12 protein-coding genes are annotated in these 16,858 nt (G+C 68.4%); 3 read left to right on the plus strand and 9 right to left on the minus strand.

Annotated features, from left to right (window positions below):
* Positions 1-275 precede the first annotated feature (275 nt).
* The 3 genes from QMK30_RS36760 to thyX all read right to left on the minus strand — a co-directional run bounded on the left by QMK30_RS36760 (position 276) and on the right by thyX (position 3,960).
* A complete protein-coding gene (locus QMK30_RS36760) occupies positions 276-1,961 on the minus strand; it encodes a ribonuclease J (RefSeq protein WP_283522697.1) in 1,686 nt (561 codons plus the stop codon).
* A gap of 113 nt (positions 1,962-2,074) precedes the next feature.
* A complete protein-coding gene (gene dapA / locus QMK30_RS36765; protein ID WP_283522698.1) occupies positions 2,075-2,974 on the minus strand; it encodes a 4-hydroxy-tetrahydrodipicolinate synthase in 900 nt (299 codons plus the stop codon).
* A gap of 215 nt (positions 2,975-3,189) precedes the next feature.
* The gene (thyX, locus tag QMK30_RS36770; RefSeq protein WP_283522699.1) at positions 3,190-3,960 is read right to left on the minus strand and encodes an FAD-dependent thymidylate synthase; all 771 of its coding nucleotides are present in this window, start codon (positions 3,958-3,960) and stop codon (positions 3,190-3,192) included.
* Between the two features lie 175 nt (positions 3,961-4,135).
* On the opposite strand from thyX, the gene QMK30_RS36775 reads away from it, so the two are divergent.
* Together QMK30_RS36775 and QMK30_RS36780 are read left to right on the plus strand one after the other, a co-directional pair.
* The gene (locus QMK30_RS36775) at positions 4,136-4,375 is read left to right on the plus strand and encodes a hypothetical protein (RefSeq protein ID WP_283522700.1); all 240 of its coding nucleotides are present in this window, start codon (positions 4,136-4,138) and stop codon (positions 4,373-4,375) included.
* A gap of 109 nt (positions 4,376-4,484) precedes the next feature.
* Entirely contained in the window at positions 4,485-5,042 is a 558-nt protein-coding gene (locus tag QMK30_RS36780; RefSeq protein WP_283522701.1) for an SCO5741 family PH domain-containing membrane protein, read from the plus strand.
* Positions 5,043-5,124: 82 nt separating this feature from the next.
* On the opposite strand, the gene QMK30_RS36785 is transcribed toward QMK30_RS36780, so the two are convergent.
* The 6 genes from QMK30_RS36785 to eccD form a co-directional block, all read right to left on the minus strand.
* Positions 5,125-5,577, minus strand: coding sequence for a tetratricopeptide repeat protein (locus QMK30_RS36785; protein WP_283522702.1), 453 nt, complete (start codon positions 5,575-5,577; stop codon positions 5,125-5,127).
* 14 nt (positions 5,578-5,591) lie between these two features.
* Entirely contained in the window at positions 5,592-6,344 is a 753-nt protein-coding gene (dapB, locus tag QMK30_RS36790; RefSeq protein WP_283522703.1) for a 4-hydroxy-tetrahydrodipicolinate reductase, read from the minus strand.
* Positions 6,345-6,427: 83 nt separating this feature from the next.
* Positions 6,428-7,807 (minus strand): M16 family metallopeptidase, encoded by a 1,380-nt coding sequence (locus QMK30_RS36795; protein ID WP_283522704.1) that lies wholly within the window; start codon positions 7,805-7,807, stop codon positions 6,428-6,430.
* Positions 7,804-10,026: a polyribonucleotide nucleotidyltransferase gene (locus QMK30_RS36800; RefSeq protein ID WP_283522705.1), complete on the minus strand. Its 2,223-nt coding sequence runs from the start codon at positions 10,024-10,026 to the stop codon at positions 7,804-7,806. Before QMK30_RS36800 ends, QMK30_RS36795 begins: the two co-directional genes overlap by 4 nt.
* Before the next feature lie 269 nt (positions 10,027-10,295).
* The gene (gene rpsO / locus QMK30_RS36805; RefSeq protein ID WP_283522706.1) at positions 10,296-10,586 is read right to left on the minus strand and encodes a 30S ribosomal protein S15; all 291 of its coding nucleotides are present in this window, start codon (positions 10,584-10,586) and stop codon (positions 10,296-10,298) included.
* A gap of 162 nt (positions 10,587-10,748) precedes the next feature.
* The gene (gene eccD / locus QMK30_RS36810) at positions 10,749-12,248 is read right to left on the minus strand and encodes a type VII secretion integral membrane protein EccD (protein ID WP_283522708.1); all 1,500 of its coding nucleotides are present in this window, start codon (positions 12,246-12,248) and stop codon (positions 10,749-10,751) included.
* Between the two features lie 265 nt (positions 12,249-12,513).
* Between eccD and eccCa the strand changes: the two genes are divergently transcribed.
* Complete coding sequence (eccCa, locus tag QMK30_RS36815; RefSeq protein WP_283522707.1) at positions 12,514-16,491, plus strand: type VII secretion protein EccCa; 3,978 nt, start codon at positions 12,514-12,516, stop codon at positions 16,489-16,491.
* Positions 16,492-16,858: the final 367 nt, after the last annotated feature.

Raw genomic sequence — 16,858 nt, forward strand, 5'->3', positions numbered from 1 at the left:
CCTCCGGGCGCTTCCCTTCGGTATTTCGTGTTTCCGACTCTACCAGACGCTTTCGTGTCCGATTCCCCGTCGGCGGGGTGCTTTCCAGGTTCCCGCTTTCGCGTTTCCCTTTCCGGCGATTCCGACTTTATCAGAAGTTCTCAGTCGGAATTCCCGACCCGATCGGGCTGACTCCAGACGCACGAGTGTGCCCGGTTCCCGCTCAGGTGGAGACGTAAACGTACTGGAGCGGGGCTCCCCGATGCAAATCGGGGAGCCCCGCTCCAGGATCGCTGTCAGACCTCGACGACGACGGGCAGGATCATCGGGCGTCGGCGGTAGGTATCGGAGACCCACTTGCCCACCGAGCGGCGGATCAACTGCTGGAGCTGGTGGGTCTCGGCGACGCCGTCGGCGGCCGACTTGGCGATGGCCTCTTCGATCCTGGGGACCACGGCGGAGAAGACCGCGTCGTCGATGCCGGAGCCTCGTGCGTGGATGTCGGGACCCTTCACGATCTTGCCCGTGGTGCTGTCGACCACGACGAAGACAGAGATGATCCCCTCGTCACCGAGGATGCGGCGGTCCTTGAGCGAGGTCTCCGTGACATCGCCGACCGACAGGCCGTCGACGTACACATAGCCGGCCTGAACCTTGCCGACGATCTTCGCGCGGCCGTCGACCAGATCGACCACCACGCCGTCCTCGGCGATGACGATGTGGTCCTTGGGGACACCCGTGAGGGCGCCGAGCTCGGCGTTGGCGCGCAGGTGGCGCCACTCGCCATGGACCGGCATCAGGTTCTTCGGCTTACAGATGTTGTAGAAGTACAACAGCTCGCCGGCCGAGGCATGGCCCGAGACGTGGACCTTGGCGTTGCCCTTGTGGACGACGTTGGCGCCCCAGCGGGTCAGACCGTTGATGACGCGGTAGACCGAGTTCTCATTGCCCGGGATCAGCGACGAGGCCAGGATGACGGTGTCGCCCTGGACGATGCGGATCTGATGGTCTCGGTTGGCCATGCGCGAGAGCGCGGCCATCGGCTCGCCCTGTGATCCGGTGCAGACCAGCACGACCTGGTGGTCCGGGAGGTCGTCGAGTGTCTTGACGTCGACGACGAGCCCGGCCGGGACCTTCAGATACCCCAGGTCGCGGGCGATGCCCATGTTCCTGACCATCGAGCGGCCGACGAAGGCGACCCTGCGGCCGTGCTCGTGCGCCGCGTCGAGAACCTGCTGGATGCGGTGGATATGGCTGGCGAAGCTGGCCAGGATGATGCGCTTCTGGGCGCTCCCGAAGACCTGCCGCAGGACGTTCGAGATGTCCTTCTCGGGCGGTACGAAGCCCGGGACCTCCGCGTTCGTGGAGTCCGAGAGCAGGAGGTCGATGCCCTCCTCGCCGAGCCTGGCGAAGGCACGCAGGTCGGTCAGACGGCCGTCCAGCGGAAGCTGGTCCATCTTGAAGTCGCCGGTGTGGACGACCATGCCGGCCGGGGTGCGGATGGCGACGGCCAGCGCGTCCGGGATCGAGTGGTTGACCGCCACGAACTCGCAGTCGAAGGGGCCCACGCGCTCGCGCTGTCCCTCAGTGACCTCAAGGGTGTACGGGCGGATGCGGTGCTCCTGCAGCTTCGCCTCGATCAGCGCGAGCGTCAGCTTGGAGCCGATCAGCGGGATGTCCTGCTTCAGCCTCAGCAGGAACGGGACACCGCCGATGTGGTCCTCGTGGCCGTGCGTGAGCACGATGCCTTCGATGTCGTCGAGGCGGTCCTTGATGGACGTGAAGTCCGGCAGGATCAGGTCGATTCCGGGCTGCTCCTCCTCGGGGAAGAGCACGCCGCAGTCGACGATCAGCAGCCGGCCGCCGTATTCGAAGACCGTCATGTTGCGGCCGATCTCGCCGAGGCCGCCGAGCGGTGTGACGCGCAGACCGCCGTTCGCGAGCTTCGGCGGCGTACCGAGTTCAGGATGCGGATGACTCAAAAGACTCTCCTCACCACACACGCCACGTGCCGCTGAGGCACGTGGCGTGTGTGACATTCGTGCACTTGCTGTTGTCTGGGTGGGCTGTGCGTATTCAGTTGTGAAGTCTGTGGTTAGAGCTGTACCCCACCGGCCGCGAGGTCCCTCTTGAGCTGCGTCTCTTCCTCGGGCGTGAGCTCGACCAGGGGCAGGCGCAGCGGGCCTGCGGGCAGGCCCTGGAGGGCGAGCGCGGCCTTGGTGGTGATGACGCCCTGAGTGCGGAACATGCCGGTGTAGACCGGGAGCAGTCGCTGGTGGACCTCGGTCGCTTTCCGGACATCGCCGGAGAGGAAGGCTTCGAGCAGGGCGCGCAGCTCGGGGGTGACCACGTGGCCGACGACCGAGACGAAGCCGCAGGCGCCGACGGACAGCAGCGGGAGGTTCAGCATGTCGTCGCCGGAGTACCAGGCCAGGCCACTCTGCGCGATGGCCCAGCTGGCGCGGCCGAGGTCGCCCTTGGCGTCCTTGTTGGCGACGATCCGCGGGTGCTCGGCCAGCCGGACGAGCGTCTCGGTGTTGATCGGGACACCGCTGCGGCCGGGGATGTCGTAGAGCATGACCGGAAGCTCGGTAGTGTCTGCGATGGCCGTGAAGTGCCGGAGCAGCCCCTCTTGCGGGGGCTTGTTGTAGTACGGCGTCACAGCGAGGAGGCCGTGGGCGCCGGCCTGCTCGGCGGCGCGGGCCAGCTCGATGCTGTGACGAGTGTCGTTGGTACCGACACCGGCCACCACATGGGCCCGGTCCCCGACGGCTTCGACCACAGCCCGTACCAGGTCGTTTTTCTCCGCGTCGCTGGTGGTCGGGGACTCACCAGTGGTGCCGTTGACGATCAGGCCGTCGTTGCCTGCGTCCACCAGATGGGCCGCGAGGCGCTGGGCACCGTCGAGGTCGAGTGCGCCGTCAGCCGTGAACGGCGTGACCATGGCGGTGAGAACCCGCCCGAAGGGGGTCTGCGGAGTGGAGATCGGAGCCATGGGTAACACGCTACTCGCTGCTCATGGCCTGATGTCCCCTCGGGGGACGTGAGACGTGTCTGAACAAGAACCCGGCACTGCTTGCTCGGGGGTTCAAGCAGTGCCGGGTCCGTTTGATCAGCCTAGATGAAATTCCCGAAGTGTCGCAATACGGACACTTCGGGCTGCCAACCCGTACATCTGTGCCCAGGACCTCCGTAGAGCCTGCTCAGACCCTACGGCGCGACCCGTCCGTTGCCGTTGAAAGCCGCGTGCGTGAGGGGCATCAGTCCGGCCCAGTGCGCCTCCATCCGCTCCCCCACCATCTCGATCTCGCGCTGCGGGAAGGACGGGACCTTTGCCAGCTCGTGCTGGGTGCGCAGGCCGAGGAAGTGCATCAGCGAGCGGGCGTTGCACGTCGCGTACATCGAGGAGTAGAGGCCGACGGGGAGGACCGCGCGGGCGACCTCGCGGGCGACGCCGGCGGCGAGCATCTCCTGGTAGGCGGCGTACGACTGACGGTACGAGTCCTCCATGGCGCGGCCGGTGAGCTCCTGCTGGGCCTCGGTGCCGTCGACGAACTCGTATTTGCCGGGACGGCCCTGCTGGACGAGCTTGCGGGACGCTCCGGGGACGTAGAAGACCGGGTCGAGCTCCCGGTAGCGACCGGATTCCTCGTTGTACGACCAGCCGACGCGGTGCCGCATGAACTCGCGGAAGACGAAGATCGGGGCGCTGATGAAGAAGGTCATCGAGTTGTGCTCGAAGGGGCTGCCGTGGCGGTCCCGCATCAGGTAGTTGATGAGCCCCTTGGAGCGCTCCGGGTCCTTCGAGAGTTCCTCCAGGGACTGCTCGCCCGCGGTGGAGACACGGGCGGCCCACAGTACGTCGGAGTCGCCCGCGGTGTGCTTCACCAGCTCTACGGTGACTTCGCTGCGGAACGTGGGCTCGGCGGTCTCGGCGGGGGTGCCGTCAGGGGTCACAGTCACCTGCGGGGGTCCTTCCATTTGCATCGCTCGGGCGACGCACACTGTACGGCGCGGGACCGACATCGACGGCCCGCCCGATCACGTTGGGCCACTCGGACATTCTTCTGCCAATTCCGGGAAATCGGGCACCAAGCAGCCGTTTTATACGTCTGTACCTGTAGACACCCCCGTTAGAGATTTTAGGAGCCGCCCCATGCTGCGCCGGCGAGAGTCCGTCCCCTTCGCATTCGTTGCCGAGGCCGACCGATTCCGCAGTAACGTCACCCCACCTCCTCGCGAACGTGCCAGCGCCTCGCAGCGCTTCGGCAGTGTGCTGATCGGCATGACCGTCGTCGCCGGACTGGTCGGATCGTTGCTTTTCGGGCTTCCCGCCCTCGATCCCGCGCAGTCTCCCGCCGCGACGCAGAAGTCCGAAGCCGCCGAAGGGCGGTAAATCGTGGCCTGTGACTCTTCCGGACCCCCTCAGGTGGCCCGGCGAAGACCGCCTCGGTAGCCTCACCGGGCACAGCCGAATCGAGCGTGCTGGTGAGTGAGGATCAGTCGTGCCCCTGCCCTTCCTGACGGCCGACCGTGTTTTTGAAGCGCCCGGTGAGACGGCTGGAGATGTTGCGCTGCCTTTCGACGACCACGACCAATGGCGACGGCCCTACCGTCCCGGGCCGTGGCGCGTCGGAGCGGCGGCGCTTCTGCTGCTGCTGGCATCGTTCGTTCTGCTGGCCGCAACGATCATCGCCTTCACCGGCGCCCTGCCGGGCGCCGGGATCTGTCTGGGCATCGCCGTAGTGGTGATCGCCTGCGCCCTGCGGCTGCTGCGCGTCGGCGCCTGGGTCAGCCGGCACGGGCTGCGTCGCGTGAGCTTCTTCGTGACGACCACCGTGGCGTGGGACCGGGCCTCGACCGTTCGTACGGTCCAGCAGCCGGTCCGCTGGCTCGGACTGCCGCGCGCCGTGCAAGGCCAAGCGCTGGTCCTCGTACGGCTCGGTGGTGAACCGCTGCAGCTGCTCACCGATCACAACGCGGACTTCCTGTCGCGGGTGGAGGCCTTCGATCGGGCGGCAGACACGGTTGAGGCCTGGGGCGACGAGTACCGGCCCGTCTGAGCCGTAACAGACAGGGCAGGCGAAGGGGGGCGCCCGGTCGGACGCCCCCCTTCGCCTGTCTGCCACGTCTGCGCGCGTGTTCCTACGCGCGCACCGCTCTGCCGTCGCGCAGGGCGATCGCGTGCTGCATCGCCTTGCGCGCCCGCGGGGTGTCCCGTGCGTCGTGGTAGGCGACCGCGAGTCGGAACCAGGAACGCCAGTCGTCCGGCGTGTCCTCGGTCTCCGCGCGGCGCCGGGCGAACACCTCATCGGCGGAGTCACGGTCGATGCGCCCGCCCGGCGTACGGACCAACTCGTCCACGGGCAGACCGCCTTCGGCTTCCAGCTCGGCGGCCAGCAGGTTCGCCTTGCGGGCGAACTGCGTGGTGTGCCACAGGAACCAGAGGCCGATGGCGGGCAGGATCAGCACCGCCACGCCGAAGGTGACGGTCAGCAGGGTGCCTTCCCGGATGAGCATGTAACCGCGGGTGCCGACCAGGACGAAATAGACGATCAGGACGGCGGCGAGGGTGAAGTACGTGATCTTTGCGCGCATGGCTGTTCGTGCCGTCAGTTCAGGTCGAGGAAGTTTTCCAGGCCGAAGGTGAGGCCGGGAGTGGTCACCACGCGGCGCACGCCGAGCAGGATGCCCGGCATGAAGCTGCTGTGGTGCAGGGAGTCGTGCCGGATGGTGAGGGTCTCGCCCTCACTACCGAGGAGGACCTCCTGGTGGGCCAGGAGGCCGCGGAGCCGCACCGAGTGCACGGGCACACCGTCCACGTCCGCGCCACGGGCGCCGTCCAGCGCCGTTGTGGTGGCGTCGGGCTGGGGGGCGCTGCCGGCCTGCGCGCGCGCCGCCGCGATGAGCTGCGCGGTGCGGGTCGCGGTGCCGGACGGGGCGTCGGCCTTGTTCGGGTGGTGCAGTTCGATGACCTCGACGGACTCGAAGTACGGCGCGGCCTGCTGCGCGAACTTCATGGTGAGGACCGCGCCGATGGAGAAGTTGGGCGCGATGAGCACGCCCGTCAGCGGGTTGGCGTCGAGCCATGAGCCGAGCTGCGCGAGGCGTGTGTCGGTCCATCCGGTGGTGCCGACCACCACGTGGATGCCGTGGCGCACACAGAAGTCGAGGTTGCCCATCACCGAGGTGGGGGTGGTCAGCTCGACGGCGACCTGGGCGCCCACGTCAGCGAGGGCTTCCAGCTTGTCGCCCCGGCCGAGCGCCGCCACCAGCTCCAGGTCGTCCGCGGCCTCGACGGCCCGTACCGCTTCGGAGCCGATACGGCCCTGCGCACCGAGAACGGCCACACGCAGCTTGCTCATTGCTTGCCTCTTTCCAGACGTCTTTCCGAACGACCCGAGCGTTCGGGCCGGCCCGAACGGTCGCTCGGACCGGCCCGACCGGCTTAGGTGACTGATTCGTGCAGGCGGTCGGCCTGCTTGTCCTTCAGCGGACCGATGACCGACAGCGAAGGCCGCTGTCCCAGCACCTCGGCGGCCACTTCCCGTACTTCGTCGGGGGTGACTGCCGCGATCCGGGCGAGCATGTCGTCGACGGACATCTGCTCGCCCCAGGCCAGCTCGCTCTTGCCGATGCGGTTCATCAGCGCACCGGTGTCCTCTAGGCCCAGGACCGTCGAGCCCGCGAGCTGTCCGACGGCGCGGGCGATCTCCTCGTCCGGCAGTCCGTCGGATGCGACCTTGTCGAGCTCGTCGCGGCAGATCTTCAGGACGTCGTGGACCTGGCTGGGCCGGCAGCCCGCGTAGACGCCGAAGAGTCCGCAGTCGGCGAAGCCCGAGGTGTACGAGTACACGCTGTAGGCCAGGCCGCGCTTTTCGCGTACCTCCTGGAAGAGACGCGAGCTCATGCCGCCGCCGAGAGCGGTGTTGAGCACGCCGAGTGCCCAGCGCCGGTCGTCGGTGCGGGCCAGGCCGGGCATGCCGAGGACGACATGGGCCTGCTCGGTCTTGCGGTTCAGCAGCTCGACACGGCCCGCTGTGCGGATCGTGCGGGAGCCGTCGCGCGGGGCGATGGGCACCGCGTCCGTGCGGCCCAGCGCGCCGGCCTTCTCGAAGGCCTTGCGGACCTGACGTACGACCGTGGCGTGATCCACGTTGCCCGCGGCCGCGACGACGAGGTGCGTCGGGTCGTAGTGCTTCTTGTAGAAGCGGCGGATCCGGTCGGCCGTCAGCGCGTTCACGGTGTCGACGGTGCCCAGGACCGGGCGGCCGAGAGGGGTGTCGCCGAGCATCGTGTGCGCGAACAGGTCGTGCACACAGTCGCCCGGGTCGTCCTCGGTCATCGCGATCTCTTCGAGGATGACACCGCGCTCGGCGTCGACGTCCGCGGGCTCGATGAGGGACCCCGTCAGCATGTCGCAGACGATGTCGATGGCGAGCGGGAGATCGGTGTCGAGCACCCGTGCGTAGTAGCAGGTGTACTCCTTCGCCGTGAAGGCGTTCATCTCCCCGCCGACCGCGTCGATGGCGGAGGAGATGTCGAGGGCACTGCGCTTCTTGGTGCCCTTGAAGAGGAGGTGCTCCAGGTAGTGCGTGGCGCCGTTCAGTGCGGGGGTCTCGTCGCGGGACCCCACATTCGCCCAGATACCGAAGGTCGCCGAGCGGACGGAGGGCAAGGTCTCGGTGACGATGCGCAGGCCCCCGGGGAGGGTGGTTCTGCGGACCGTGCCGATGCCGTCCTTGCCCTTGAGCAGTGTTTGGGTACGGGCGACGGCCCGCGCCTCCGAAGAGGCGCGGGCCGTCGTCACAGAACTACGGGACGTCACTTGTCGGTGTCGTCCTTCTCATCGGCGTCGGAAGCCTCTTCGCCCTCGATCACGGGGATCAGGGAGAGCTTGCCGCGGGAGTCGATCTCGGCGATCTCGACCTGGACCTTCTGGCCCACACCGAGGATGTCCTCGACGTTCTCCACGCGCTTGCCGCCGGCGAGCTTACGGATCTGCGAGATGTGCAGCAGACCGTCCTTGCCCGGCATGAGCGAGACGAACGCACCGAAGGTGGTGGTCTTGACGACCGTACCCAGGTAACGCTCGCCGACCTCCGGCATGGTCGGGTTGGCGATCTGGTTGATCGTCGCCCGGGCGGCCTCGGCGGCCGGACCGTCGGAAGCACCGATGTAGATGGTGCCGTCATCCTCGACCGAGATGTCGGCGCCGGTGTCTTCCTGGATCTGGTTGATCATCTTGCCCTTGGGGCCGATGATCTCGCCGATCTTGTCCACGGGGATCTTGACGCTGATGACCCGCGGGGCGTTCGGGGACATCTCGTCCGGGACGTCGATGGCCTCGTTCATCACATCGAGGATGTGGAGGCGGGCGTCGCGGGCCTGCTTCAGCGCGGCGGCCAGGACCGAGGCGGGGATGCCGTCGAGCTTGGTGTCGAGCTGGAGCGCGGTGACGAAGGTCTTCGTACCGGCGACCTTGAAGTCCATGTCGCCGAACGCGTCTTCCGCACCGAGGATGTCGGTGAGGGCGACGTAGTGCGTCTTGCCGTCGATCTCCTCGGAGATCAGACCCATGGCGATACCGGCGACGGCGGCCTTGAGGGGCACACCGGCGTTCAGCAGCGACATGGTGGAGGCACAGACCGAGCCCATGGACGTCGAGCCGTTGGAGCCCAGCGCCTCGGAGACCTGGCGGATCGCGTACGGGAAGTCCTCGCGCGACGGCAGCACCGGCACGATGGCGCGCTCGGCGAGCGCTCCGTGGCCGATCTCGCGGCGCTTGGGCGAACCGACGCGGCCCGTCTCACCGACGGAGTACGGCGGGAAGTTGTAGTTGTGCATGTAGCGCTTGCGGGTCACCGGGGAAAGAGTGTCCAGCTGCTGCTCCATACGGAGCATGTTCAGGGTGGTGACGCCCAGGATCTGGGTCTCGCCACGCTCGAACAGCGCCGAGCCGTGCACGCGCGGGATGGCCTCGACCTCGGCGGCGAGCGTACGGATGTCCGTGACGCCACGGCCGTCGATGCGGACCTTGTCCTTGATGACACGCTCGCGGACGAGGGACTTGGTCAGCGCGCGGTACGCACCGGAGATCTCCTTCTCGCGGCCATCGAACTGCGGGAGCAGCTTTCCGGCGGCGATCTCCTTGATGCGGTCCAGCTCGGCGTCACGGTCCTGCTTGCCGGCGATGGTGAGCGCCTGCGAAAGCTCGGACTTGACGGCGGCGGTCAGCGCCTCCAGGACGTCGTCCTGGTAGTCGAGGAAGACCGGGAAGTCACCGGTCGGCTTCGCGGCCTTGGCTGCGAGGTCCGACTGTGCCTTGCAGAGCGCCTTGATGAAGGGCTTCGCGGCTTCCAGGCCGGCGGCGACGATCTCCTCGGTCGGCGCCTCGGCGCCGTCCGCGACGAGCTGGATGGTCTTCTCGGTGGCCTCGGCCTCGACCATCATGATCGCGACGTCGCCGTCGTCCAGGACGCGGCCCGCGACCACCATGTCGAAGACTGCGTCCTCAAGCTCGGTGTGCGTCGGGAAGGCGACCCACTGGCCCTTGATCAGGGCGACGCGGGTCGCGCCGATCGGGCCGGAGAAGGGCAGGCCCGCCAGGATCGTGGAGCAGGAGGCGGCGTTGATCGCGACCACGTCGTACAGGTGGTCGGGGTTGAGCGCCATGATCGTCTCGACGATCTGGATCTCGTTGCGCAGGCCCTTCTTGAAGGAGGGGCGCAGCGGCCGGTCGATCAGGCGGCAGGTGAGGATCGCGTCCTCGGAGGGCCGGCCCTCACGGCGGAAGAAGGAGCCGGGGATCTTGCCGGCTGCGTACATCCGCTCCTCGACGTCCACCGTGAGGGGGAAGAAGTCGAGATTTTCCTTGGGCTTCTTGGAAGCGGTGGTGGCCGACATCACCATGGTGTCGTCGTCCAGGTACGCCACGGCGGAACCGGCGGCCTGCTTGGCCAGCCGGCCCGTCTCGAAGCGGATGGTGCGGGTGCCGAAAGTACCGTTGTCAATAACGGCCTCGGCGTAGTGGGTCTCGTTCTCCACTAGCGTTATCTCCTCGTCTTCGTCCCCTGGCCCGTGTGGCGGGGGGACGGTGGCGGAGAAGCGCTTCAGCTGCGGGCCGGTCTTCGATCGAAGCTCCCGGGGTGTGTGATCCGGGGGCCACTACCGAGGACCGGCGGCGGGGAAGCCGCTTCTCGCTCGTACTGTGTTTCGTTGCACGACCAGACTACTGAGCGTCCGGTACGTCCCGCACGTACAGCAAAGGGAGCGGTCCCCCAGAATTGGGAACCGCTCCCTTCACGACGTCCGTCTTACTTGGCGCCGCCGGCCGCACCGCGGCGGATGCCGAGGCGCTCGACCAGGGCACGGAAGCGCTGGATGTCCTTCTTGGCCAGGTACTGAAGCAGGCGGCGACGCTGGCCGACCAGGATCAGCAGACCACGACGCGAGTGGTGGTCGTGCTTGTGGACCTTCAGGTGCTCGGTCAGGTCCGAGATACGGCGCGAAAGCATGGCGACCTGGACCTCGGGGGAGCCGGTGTCGCCTTCCTTCTGGGCGAACTCGGTCATGATCTGGTTCTTCGTTACGGCGTCGAGCGGCACGCGTACTCCTCTTGGTCTTCGTGGCTTCCGAGTGCCCCAGGTCTAGTTCTCTGGGGAGCTTCCATTACTCGGGAGCGGGGTCCGCCGAGCGCAGTCCGCGCAGCCTGGTGGCGGCTGCGGCGAACGCGTACACAAACGGCCACTACGCAGAGTACCAGCCAGTCAGGAGGTCATCGCACGGATGGAGTGGTAGACGTCGAAGACCGCCAGGCACAAGGGTACGAGTGACAGCAGCACGCAGGCTTCCGCGATCTCCAGGAAGCGGCCCCAGAACGGGGTGACGCCCTTGCGCGGCACGATCAGGCCGATGGCGGTGATCAGTGCGGCGACGGCGGCGACCGCGGCGGCGAGCCAGACCGTACGGACGTCGAGCCCCGCGCCTTCGCCCTTCAGCGCGTCTTGGACGAGCCCTTCGGGCGGGTTCAGGGCCAGGCCGAGCCCGAGCAGCACCAGTGCGCCGAGGCCTGCGGCCAGGGCGCAGCCGACCTGCGCGGTGTAGCGGAAGAGGTGGGCGCGCGTCAGCATCGCGAGGCCGGTGGTGAGGGCCAGCAGCTGCGCCCACAGATTGTCGGAGAACCCGAGCACAGCGGCGGCGCCCACGGCCACCAGCGCGCAGCCGCCGACCAGGCCGACCAGCAGCTCGTGGCCGCGCCTGGCCTGGGCGGCGATGCGCTCGCCGTCGACCGGGCCGGCCGGTTCGGGGTCGCTCCCGTAGTCGCCGACGCTCGTGCGGGGCGGTTCGAAGCCGATGGGGAGGCGGGCGAAGCGGGTGGAGAGGCCGGGCAGGAAGGCGAGGGCTCCCACGGCGAGCGGGGAGCACACGGCGGCGGTCTCGCCGGACTTCATGCCGGTCGCGATGGCGGCGAAGGTGACCAGCAGGCCGACGGCGGCGGCGAAGACGAACGCGACGAAGGGACCGTCCCCGGCGGGGGCGACGATCATCAGGATGACCGCGGCGAGCAGCACTGCGGTACAGGCGAGCAGGAACTGGAGCCTGCCGATGCCCTGGCCCGCCTCCAGGGGGAGCAGTCCGGCGCCGGCGACCGCGGCGTTCGCCAGCGAGCCCAGTCCCAGCGCGACGGCCGAGCCCCGGTCGTCGTACACCCGTGCGCGTACGCCGGCGAGCGCGAGCAGCAGCACACCGGTGACGGCCGCGAGGATGCCTGGCAGGCCGTGCATGTCGTGCCGGGGGTCGGCGGTCCACAGCACGAAGGCGAGCAGGACGAGCAGAACGGATCCGCCGAGGAGGCCTGCGGCGCGCATCAGCCGGTCGTTCCAGAGCGTGCGGTCGCGGGCCACGGCGGAGGCGACGGCGTCGGAGACGTCGTCGAAGACCGCCGGGGGCAGCGACTCGGCGAAGGGGCGCAGGGAGAGGAGCTCGCCGTCGAGGATGCGCTGGGCGAGCAGGGAGCGTGTGCTGTCCAGTACCGTGCCGTCTCGGCGCACCAGGTGGTAGCCGACGGGGGCGCCCTGCGCGGAGCTCTGGCCGGACAGCCGGAGGATCTCCGGGTGGAGGTCGGCGACGGGGATGTCGTCGGGCAGTGCCACATCGACGCGTCCGTCGGGCGCCACAACAGTGACGCGGCAGAAGCCCGTTCCGCTGCTGGACGGTGTCCCGAAACCCGGGTGGCCGGTTCCGGTCGCCGCCGCTTGGGCCGTCATACTCACCTGCTGCTCCCCCTGTGCTGTTCATGTGTGGTGGTCACGTGTGGCGTTCTGGCTGATCGCCCGTGGTTACGGATTGCGGGCTTCGCATCACGTCCCGAATGACCGTTTTTTTGCAGTAGTTCGCGGTTGCGCACACGCGTCGCGTCACCTTATCGCCAACCGGTCAACGGCCGCGCCAGTAAGATCCACCCGCGGACGGGACCCGTCGCCACGGGGCGCCGAAAGGAACTTTTCTGTCCGGCAAGGGAATTGGTGAGCTGTGAGTCAGATCGTCGTCAAGCGCCCTCCACGGGCCCTGCCCACCGAAGTGCCCGGTGATCAGGTGCAGTTGCAACCCCCGCCTGAACTGCCCAGAGGGCAGCAGGAGGGCGCGCTGATGCAGCTGCTGCCGATGCTGGGCATGGGCGGCAGCGTCGTCTTCTTCTTCATGACGCCGAACCCGATCATGCGGATCATGGGCATGATCATGATTGCGTCGACGGTTGCCATGGCCATCGCGATGCTGGTGCGCCACCGGCGCGGCACCCAGGGTCAACTCGCCGACATGCGGCGTGACTACCTGAAGTACCTGACGCAGACCAGGCGCACCGTCCTGAGGACCGCACACCTCCAGCGGGACGCGCAGTACTACCTGCACCCCTCCCCCGAGCAGCTGTGGGCGCTGGTCGCCGAGGGCAGCCGGGTGTGGGAACGCCGGATCGGTGACGCCGACTTCGGGCAGGTGCGTATCGGACTCGGCAGCCAGCAGCTCGCCACCCCGCTCGTCGCCCCCGAGACCGCGCCCGTGGACGAGCTGGAGCCGCTGACCGCGGGCGCGATGCAGCAGTTCCTGTCGGCGCACGGCACGCTGGACGGCCTGCCGATGGCCGTCTCGCTCCGCGCCTTCTACCACTTGACGATAAGTGGCGACGCGCAGTCCGTACGTTCCACCGCACGCGCCATGGTCGGCTCGCTCACCTCGCTGCACTCCCCCGAGGACCTGGTCGTCGCCATCGCCACCGGGCCCGATGCGGCCCCGCACTGGGAGTGGGCGAAGTGGCTGCCCCACGTCCAGGCCCAGGGCGGCGGTGACGGCGCGGGCAGCCAACGCCTCATCACCACCGACGCGCAAGACCTGGAGGGGATGCTCGCCGCGCGGCTGGAGGGCCGCCCCCGCTTCCAGTCGGGTGGCCATCCGCTGCTGGAGCAGCCGCATATCGTCGTCGTACTCGACGGGCGGTCGGTCCCCGCGATGTCCGCGCTCGCGGCGGCCGAGGGGCTGCAGGGCGTGACAATCATCGAGGTGGTACCCGGCGAGGTCAACGGGGCGCGCGGCGGGCTGTCCGTGGTGGTACACCCCGACTCTCTCCAGCTGGAGTCGGGCCACGGCCACGTCTACGACGGGGCGCCGGACCAGCTGAGCCGTGAGGCCGCCGAGGCGCTCGCCCGCCAGCTCGCGCCGCTACGGGTGGCGACGGGCGGGGACGACGACGAACCACTGCTGGCGAACCTGGAGTTCACCGATCTGCTGAACCTGGGCGACGCGGCCTCCGTCGACGTGACCCGCACCTGGCGACCCCGTTCCCAGGCGGAGCGACTGCGCGTACCGATCGGCGTCGGCGAGGACGGCGCTCCCGTAATGCTGGACCTCAAGGAGGCCGCCCAGGAGGGCATGGGGCCGCACGGCCTGTGTGTGGGCGCGACCGGCTCGGGCAAGTCCGAGCTGCTGCGTACGCTCGTACTCGGCCTTGCCGTCACCCACTCCTCGGAAACCCTCAACTTCGTCCTCGCGGACTTCAAGGGCGGCGCGACCTTCGCCGGAATGTCGCAGATGCCGCATGTCGCCGCGGTGCTCACCAACCTCGCGGACGACCTGACGCTGGTCGACCGCATGGGGGACTCCATCCGCGGCGAGCTCAACCGCCGGCAGGAGATGCTGCGGGACGCGGGGAACTACGCGAACATCCACGACTACGAGAAGGCGCGGGCCGCGGGCGCCCCGTTGCAGCCCATCCCTTCACTCGTTCTGGTGATCGACGAGTTCAGTGAACTCCTCACCGCCATGCCGGACTTCATCGAGATGTTCGTGCAGATCGGCCGTATCGGGCGTTCACTGGGCGTGCACCTGCTGCTCGCGTCACAGCGCCTGGAAGAGGGCCGGCTGCGCGGCCTGGAGACGTATCTGTCGTACCGGATCGGTCTGCGGACCTTCTCCGCGGCCGAGTCGCGCGCGGCGCTGGGTGTCCCCGACGCCTACACGCTGCCCAACGTCCCCGGCTCCGGCTTCCTGAAGTTCGGCACGGACGAGATGGTGCGGTTCAAGGCGGCGTACGTCTCCGGGGTGTACCGAGCCAATCCCCAGCAGGGCGCCGCGCCCGGCGGTCCGCTCCCGGTGGACCGCAGGCCGATGCCGTTCACGGCTGCTCCGGTGCCGATCCGCTACGTCGCGCCGGACGCCCGGGGTCTCGTACCGGACGCGCGCACGGTGGACGACGACGCGCTGGCCGACACGGTGCTCGATGTGATCGTGCGCCGGCTTGAAGGGCGGGGGGCGGAGGCCCACCAGGTGTGGCTGCCGCCGCTGGACAGTCCGCCGCCGCTGGACGAGCTGCTGCCCGGACTCGCGGCTGTGGAGGGTCGCGGGCTGACCCAGCCCGGTTTCGAGGGGGCGGGCCGACTTGTCGTACCGCTGGGGCTGGTGGACAAGCCGTTCGAGCAGCGCCGCGACACGCTGTACCGGGACTTCTCCGGTGCGGCCGGACACATGCAGATCGTGGGTGGACCGCAGTCCGGCAAGTCGACGCTGCTGCGGACGCTCATCTCGTCCTTCGCTTTGACGCACACACCGCAGGAGGTGCAGTTCTACGCGTTGGACTTCGGCGGCGGCGGCATGATGTCGATCGCCGGTCTGCCGCATGTCGGCGGGGTCGCGTCACGCCTCGATCCCGAGCGGGTACGACGTACGGTCTCCGAGGTGTACGGCATCCTGTCGCGGCGCGAGGAGTACTTCCGCAGCGCGGGCATCGACTCCATCGCCACCTTCCGCAGGCTGCGGGCGCGCGGCGACATCTCGATGACCGAACAGCCGTGGGGTGACGTGTTCCTGGTCATCGACGGCTGGGGCAACTTCCGCACGGACTACGAGGGCCTGGAGCAGCTGGTCCTGGACATCGCGGCGCGCGGACTGGGCTACGGCATCCATGTGGTTCTCACCGCGTCACGCTCGATGGAGGTCCGCGCGAACCTCAAGGACCACCTGATGAACCGGCTCGAACTGCGGCTCGGCGACACCATGGACTCCGAGCTCGACCGCAAGTTCGCGGCCAATGTCCCGGCGGGTGTGCCGGGACGCGGACTGACCCCGGAGAAGCTGCACTTCATGGCGGCGGTGCCGCGCATCGACGGCATCAGCTCCGACAGCGACCTGTCAGAGGCCACGACCGCCATGACCCAGGAGGCCGCCAGGCACTGGACCGCGCCGGGGGCACCCGCGGTGCGGCTGCTGCCACGCGAGCTGCCCGTGTCGGAACTCCCTGCGGGCCATGCCGTCCCGGAGCGTGGGATCGCCTTCGGTATCGACGAGAACAACCTGGAGCCGGTCTTCGTCGACTTCGAGCACGACCCCTTCTTCCTGGTGTTCGGCGAGAGCGAGTCGGGCAAGTCGAACCTGCTGCGGCTGCTCATCAAGCAGCTGAGCGAGCGGTACGACGGCAACGCATGCAAGCTCTTCGTGATCGACAACCGGCGCGCACTGCTGGACGTGACCCCGCCGACGCACCTGGCGGAGTACGTCCCCATGTCCAACAACATGGAGCACCACGTGGACGCCCTGCTGGACCTGATGCAGCGCCGCACCCCGGCGGCCGACGTCACGGCGCAGCAACTGCGGGAGCGCAGTTGGTGGCAGGGCCCGACGGTGTACGTGGTCGTCGACGACTACGACCTGGTGTCCACGTCGAGCGGCAACCCGCTGGCCAGGCTGACGGAACTGCTGCCGTTCGCACGGGATGTCGGCGTCCGCTTCATCATCGCCCGCAGCTCGGCGGGGGCGAGCAGGTCGGCGTACGAGCCCTTCATGCAGCGAATGATGGAGCTGGGCGCGCAGGGCGTGATCCTCTCCGGCGACCCGAACGAGGGCGACATCTTCGGCAACGTACGCCCGCGGCCGATGCCTGCGGGGCGGGGCATCTTCGTGTCGCGGCGGCGGGGGAAGCCGTTGGTGCAGACGGGGGTCATGCCGGAGGTGCACCAGTCGTGAGCGGGTGCGACCGCTACGCGCAAGTCGTAAGTCGCAAGGCGCGGACGGCGACTGCAAGGGCCAGCGGGGCAGCTCTGCGGGTTGACCGTGGCAATGACCATCCAGTCAATACGCACGGGGAAGGAATCTACAGATGGCATGGGACGAGTGGGAGCAGCTCAAGGCGAGCGCGGCCGAAAAGAAGTCCACACAGATGCAGCTCAATCAGGGGCATCCGCGTACGGGCGGCCGCCAAGGCGACCTAATACTGCAACCGTGTTTGGCGTGACGGTGGTTCAGGGCAGGGGTTGTGGCCTCGTCGTTTGTAGTGGCTGATGCGTGCCCGGTGTTGTGCTTGTCGTCGCCAGTGGGACCAGTGCAGGACATG

This window comes from Streptomyces sp. H27-C3 (assembly GCF_030063415.1).
GTDB lineage: Bacteria > Actinomycetota > Actinomycetes > Streptomycetales > Streptomycetaceae > Streptomyces.

What these genes read in the sequence shown, in the direction of transcription:
- QMK30_RS36775 (WP_283522700.1), top strand. Translation starts at nt 4,136, where the DNA reads ATGCTGCGCCGGCGAGAGTCCGTCCCCTTCGCATTCGTTGCCGAGGCC.
- dapB (WP_283522703.1), bottom strand. Translation starts at nt 6,344, where the DNA reads ATGAGCAAGCTGCGTGTGGCCGTTCTCGGTGCGCAGGGCCGTATCGGC.
- thyX (WP_283522699.1), bottom strand. Translation starts at nt 3,960, where the DNA reads ATGGAAGGACCCCCGCAGGTGACTGTGACCCCTGACGGCACCCCCGCC.
- eccD (WP_283522708.1), bottom strand. Translation starts at nt 12,248, where the DNA reads ATGACGGCCCAAGCGGCGGCGACCGGAACCGGCCACCCGGGTTTCGGG.
- dapA (WP_283522698.1), bottom strand. Translation starts at nt 2,974, where the DNA reads ATGGCTCCGATCTCCACTCCGCAGACCCCCTTCGGGCGGGTTCTCACC.
- QMK30_RS36785 (WP_283522702.1), bottom strand. Translation starts at nt 5,577, where the DNA reads ATGCGCGCAAAGATCACGTACTTCACCCTCGCCGCCGTCCTGATCGTC.